This is a genomic window from Microcystis sp. LE19-8.1F, assembly GCF_027531715.1.
GTDB lineage: Bacteria > Cyanobacteriota > Cyanobacteriia > Cyanobacteriales > Microcystaceae > Microcystis > Microcystis wesenbergii_A.
In genome coordinates, this window is sequence record NZ_JAPZSO010000166.1 from 1 (window position 1) to 4,723 (window position 4,723).

Sequence of the window (4,723 nt, forward strand, 5' to 3'; positions counted from 1 at the left end):
GCTGTCCCGGAGTCCCCGTCTCCTGACGACCGTCTCCTGTCTCCGTTCGGACCTCGGCGTGAGCTTTTGTCGAACGCAAAAGCTCACGGCCGAAGCCTGTCTCCTGTCTCGACTAGGAAATTAATTTTGCACGACTACTTATTGTGATTAACTCTCAAGTTATGAATTGTTTCTCCCCACACCCCACTATCCTATACTTTTTAAACAGGATTTAGTATAATTCCTAGTCTGAATGAAAAGGCACTCCCGCGAGGGGGTGCTTTTTTGTGGCTTTCCAAGTTATGAAGATGGAAGAAACTCTTAATGCCAAAAATATTAAAATAGATCGATAGATTTCATACTCTATCCTTCACCAGCTAATTTTAAGACAGAAGTACGAGTAGTGGCATCTAAGCGAAACTTCAGCAATTCTAGTTGACCCTTCGGCTTCGCTCAGGGTCAACGTCGAGCGAAGTCGAGACGTTGATTAAGAATTGGCTCAATACGGTGTAGATAACCATTTTGTTTAGCCTTTAATAATATTCCCATTGTTCCAGTGAGTTTTATTCCTAATAAGTTGGCATACCGTCTTGCCAAGCCATCATCAAGTAAAGCGAGAGAATCGGAAATTTCTATTGCTAAAGCTAATACTTCTTTTTGGCTCTACCGAACCTGTCATGTAAAACTATCAACAACTTATGCTTGTAAAGCTTGTATACTAAGACTTTGAGTTTTTGTTAGATTGATATTTATCAACTTTAGAGCATTGCTAGGCAGAGAGGGAGCTTGAGGAATTTTCTACAGTCAGTAGATGGAAAAGTTTTTGTCCAATAGCGATCGCTAAATGATAGGGGCTAAAAAATTAGTATTTTTTAGTACTTGTGTACTTAAGCACTGGTCAATGATAAGTAAAAGTTATCTATATCTAAATTGACTAATTAAAGAAAAAATCGCTCAAAAAAAACATAAAAATGTTATAATAAAATCAATAAACTTCAGCAATAAATTTGAAAATTGATTAACGAAAACTGCCAATTTTTACTAACAGAATCAGAAACATTACCAACAACAATTGATTGTTTAATTCAACATATTCCTCTCGAAACTCAGGGGGGATTTACTGCCTCAGACTTGTATCAAATATTAGTCAGGGCGGCCAGCAATTGCGACAGCATTGAAAACACAGCTAAAATGCTTAAAAATTCTAGCTGTGGTCGAAATATTCGCCATCATTTAGACAAAATAAATGATTTTGATACTTTAGAATCCCAAGTTAATCTAGCCTTACAAAGTCAGGTATTGCCAAGAATCAAAAAAAGAAAGCTTAAGTTGGCAATTGACCTAAATTTAATTCCTTATTATGGTGAACCATCTGATAGCGAAAAACCTTATATTTACCGAAGTCAGGCTAAACAGGGAACTTGCTCATTTTATGCTTATGCGACCTTATATCTTATTAAAAAAGGAAAAAGATTAACTTTAGCTATTAGAGGAATTCGGAATACGGACACAACTGTCGCCATTATTACCTATTTATTAGCATTAGGCTCTCTTCTAAAGATAGATTTTAAAACTCTTTATTTAGACCGAGGCTTTTTTAGTATTGCTGTTATTCGTTGGCTACAAGCTTTGAAAATACCTTTCATTATGCCAGCAATTATTCGAGGTAAAACAGGGGGAATTAAGCAATTTATTCAAGGAAATAAAAGTTATCAAACTACTTATACTATGGGGCAAGACCAAAATAATTGTGTAACTTTTGATTTATGGATAGTTTGTAAGTACAAAAAAGGCAAAAGAAACCAGCATGGAATTGAATATTTTGCTTATGTAGTTTATTTGCCATCTATTAAACTAGATTATATTCATACTGCTTATCGTCAACGTTTTGGCATTGAGACTAGCTATAGAATTAAAAATATTTGTCGCATTAAAACTCCCAATAAAAAGCCAGTTATTCGCTTATTATTTATCGGAATTTCCTTTCTTCTTTTTAATATTTGGGTTAATTTATTATGGCGAAAAGTTTGTTTTCCGAGACGTGGGGGACGCTTAATTTATCGAGAGTTATTTACTTTTCAACAAATGCTCTCGTTTTTAAGGCAAGCCGTTGATAAAATCTATCAAGTTGTTGATACCATCTATTTGCCTTCTGGCTAATAGCAATAGTCTTTTTTCTTAAACATAAGTTTTCTTAATTAATTTCTCTAAGTATTTTGTATCAGATGTTACTAAATACTCTGGTTATTCAAACTTTTCCATCTACTGACAGTGTAAATTCGGAAGAACCAAAATCGTAAAGAAATGATTGATTTAATTATTCCTGATGGAATTTAGCTTCCTTTCCTCGGTACTTAAATGGATCTTTGGTATTGTTCTTCGTAGTTGTCAGGAAGATAATCCTCTATCAGGGGCTTATTTTGATAGTAATAGTTGAGAATTGGGTAAATTTTCTTTGGGGTGATCCAGCGACCGTTGACATCCTCGCCGCCTTGAAACGGACGGCGATTCCCAAACCTCACGATTTGAGTTTCTGCCTCTTTCCCAAAGGATTTTTCGCACCTGCCTTAACAGATTTACTCTGTTCTGGTCATCAGGTCGCTCTACAGACTGACACCGCAAGCCCTGCGGCCAAAATGTTTTTACTGGCGTTAATATCTCGGTCATGGTGCGTCCCACAGTCTGGACAATCCCACTCTCGAACATTTAACGGCATTTTCTCAGCAATATACCCGCAATTACTGCACCTTTTAGAGCTAGGAAACCATCTATCTATTTCGATGTAATTTCTTCCGTACCAACAGCATTTATAGGCTAATTGTCGAGTGATTTCTCCCCAACTAACGTCAGATATTGCTTGAGATAACTTGGGGTGTTTGACCATATTCTTGATGGCTAAATTCTCAACCACAATCGTTTGGTTTTCACGAACTAATTGAGTGGTTAGCTTATGTAAATAGTCTTTTCTGCTATCGGTGATTCGAGCTTGAATCTTAGCTACTTTGATTCTTGCTTTTTCCCGATTTTTTGACCCTTTCTGTTTTCGAGAATGAACAATTACCGTCGCCTCATGAACAAGTTGTAGACAACGCCAATCAGCACCAAAACCAAAAGCAGGTGGATTAAGCCGCCGCCAATGTTAACGGAGAATCCTAACAACCAGAGGATGAAAAGTATAACAACGGCAGTCCAAACGAGATCAAACATATTTCCCTCCTTGATTTAGAGAAAAGTAATGAAAATTCAGTCATCGATCCTTAATTGAGTATATCTTGAACCGTATCTTTTACGTCTTCTACTGCATTGCGAACTTGGCTTTCGACTTGTTTAGCTTTTCCAGCAACTTGATCTTGGCGGTTGCCAGTAGCTTTACCTATCGCTTCTTGAGCTTTGCCTTCAATGTTCTTTGTGACTGCTTTTGCCCTCCCTTTTAACTTCATCTGGTCTTTTATATCTTCTGCTGCGTTACGAGCCTGACTTTCGACTTGCTTGGCTTTTCCCATCATCTGATCTTTGGGATCGCCTGTCATGTTGCCAATCGCTTCTTGAGCTTTGCCTTCAATATTTTTCGTAACTGCCTTGGCTCGATTCATGCTTGCGATTTGAGTCTGCGATTGGGTGGGTAAAGTTGCAGCCCAACTATTTGTAGTTCCAAAATCAAAAGCTATAGTAATTGCCAGCATTATAGTTAAAATAATGGTGACAAAAAAGCGACGAATCTGTTGAAGTGACATCATTTTAACTCCAAAAAAGAATTTGATGAATCGATGATACATGGATGATGAACAACTACTGTCTAGACCCTTTCGAGAAAGATTTTTCTAGTCTTTGACGGCGTAAGTTTATTTACCGAGGGAGAGATATTCGACTTCTTTGAGAAGCTAGATATCTGGTAATATTGGGTTTATTTACGCCGCCTTGTCCTAGTGTTTCACCTGTCTCGAAAGAAGCCATTTTTTGAGGAAGAGTTCCGATGAAATCTGGGTTTCAATCATTTGTCTGAATGGCGGTTGCCGTGACAAATGACCTACTAATCAATAATTTTTTTGACTTCATCTTTCACATCTTCGATAGTGTGACGAACTTTTGCCTCTGCCTGTTTTTCCTTGCCCTCTGCCTGAGCTTTGGGATCGCCAGTCAGATCTCCTACTGCTTCTTGAACTTTACCTTCGATATTTTTGGCGGTTGCCTCGGTTCTATCTTTTAAGCTCATGATGCTCTCCTTATTGAATTTGTTGGATTTGAGAACTGCTTACCTAAGTTGAGCTAACAATTCTGCTTCTGGTATTACTGTAACGGGTGGTTGTTTGATTTACTGTATGAATTAATTAAATTTGTATGAATTGCTTGAATACGACACAAAATGTAACGATACCGTTTCTGCAAGCATAGAACTTACGCATTGACAAAAAGGCTTAAATGTGGGTGGTCTAATTTTGTTAGTCTTAGATACAATTTCTCTCTCGACTCTTGACAAAACTCTCTCCGATTTGATTTCCTGACATAAGGGCATCCCTTATAACAGAACAACTGATGAGAAACATTACGAAGCCAACAACTGCTCAATGTAATCTGGCTATTTACACCCTATTTTTGCTCGGCGAACCTAAATATATAAGCTGTGTTCGTTTGGCTCAAATTCTGGGCAATTTATCTCCTGACAGTGTCAATCGTTTCTTGTGGCGAGAGAACTATACACTCAAGGATTTGTTTGATGAAGTGGCTCCTCAAATCGAACTTGAAG

6 protein-coding genes and 2 pseudogenes are annotated in these 4,723 nt (G+C 37.6%); 2 read left to right on the forward strand and 6 right to left on the reverse strand.

Translation table 11 applies throughout. The annotated features are described in order from the left end of the window. Nucleotides 1-438: 438 nt before the first annotated feature. Nucleotides 439-576, reverse strand: coding sequence for a PIN domain-containing protein (locus O9334_RS22910; protein WP_242017386.1), 138 nt, complete (start codon nucleotides 574-576; stop codon nucleotides 439-441). A gap of 417 nt (nucleotides 577-993) precedes the next feature. Between O9334_RS22910 and O9334_RS16270 the strand changes: the two genes are divergently transcribed. Continuing rightward, on the forward strand, nucleotides 994-2,139 hold the full coding sequence (locus O9334_RS16270) for a transposase (RefSeq protein WP_288001210.1): 1,146 nt from the start codon (nucleotides 994-996) through the stop codon (nucleotides 2,137-2,139). A gap of 194 nt (nucleotides 2,140-2,333) precedes the next feature. Here the strand turns inward: O9334_RS16270 and O9334_RS16275 are convergent, their stop codons facing one another. The 5 genes and pseudogenes from O9334_RS16275 to O9334_RS16295 form a co-directional block, all read right to left on the reverse strand. Then, a complete protein-coding gene (locus O9334_RS16275; RefSeq protein ID WP_288001215.1) occupies nucleotides 2,334-2,501 on the reverse strand; it encodes a hypothetical protein in 168 nt (55 codons plus the stop codon). Then, a pseudogene (locus tag O9334_RS16280) lies at nucleotides 2,498-3,028 on the reverse strand (RNA-guided endonuclease TnpB family protein); the annotation flags it as partial. The gene O9334_RS16275 and the pseudogene O9334_RS16280, both read right to left, overlap by 4 nt. Before the next feature lie 8 nt (nucleotides 3,029-3,036). Then, the gene (locus O9334_RS16285; RefSeq protein ID WP_103672709.1) at nucleotides 3,037-3,186 is read right to left on the reverse strand and encodes a lmo0937 family membrane protein; all 150 of its coding nucleotides are present in this window, start codon (nucleotides 3,184-3,186) and stop codon (nucleotides 3,037-3,039) included. A 50-nt stretch (nucleotides 3,187-3,236) separates the two neighbouring features. After that, nucleotides 3,237-3,713: a CsbD family protein gene (locus O9334_RS16290; protein WP_002803199.1), complete on the reverse strand. Its 477-nt coding sequence runs from the start codon at nucleotides 3,711-3,713 to the stop codon at nucleotides 3,237-3,239. Nucleotides 3,714-4,009: 296 nt separating this feature from the next. Then, a complete protein-coding gene (locus O9334_RS16295; protein WP_002752242.1) occupies nucleotides 4,010-4,192 on the reverse strand; it encodes a CsbD family protein in 183 nt (60 codons plus the stop codon). A gap of 320 nt (nucleotides 4,193-4,512) precedes the next feature. On the opposite strand from O9334_RS16295, the pseudogene O9334_RS16300 reads away from it, so the two are divergent. After that, nucleotides 4,513-4,723, forward strand: a pseudogene (locus O9334_RS16300) (IS701 family transposase); the annotation flags it as partial.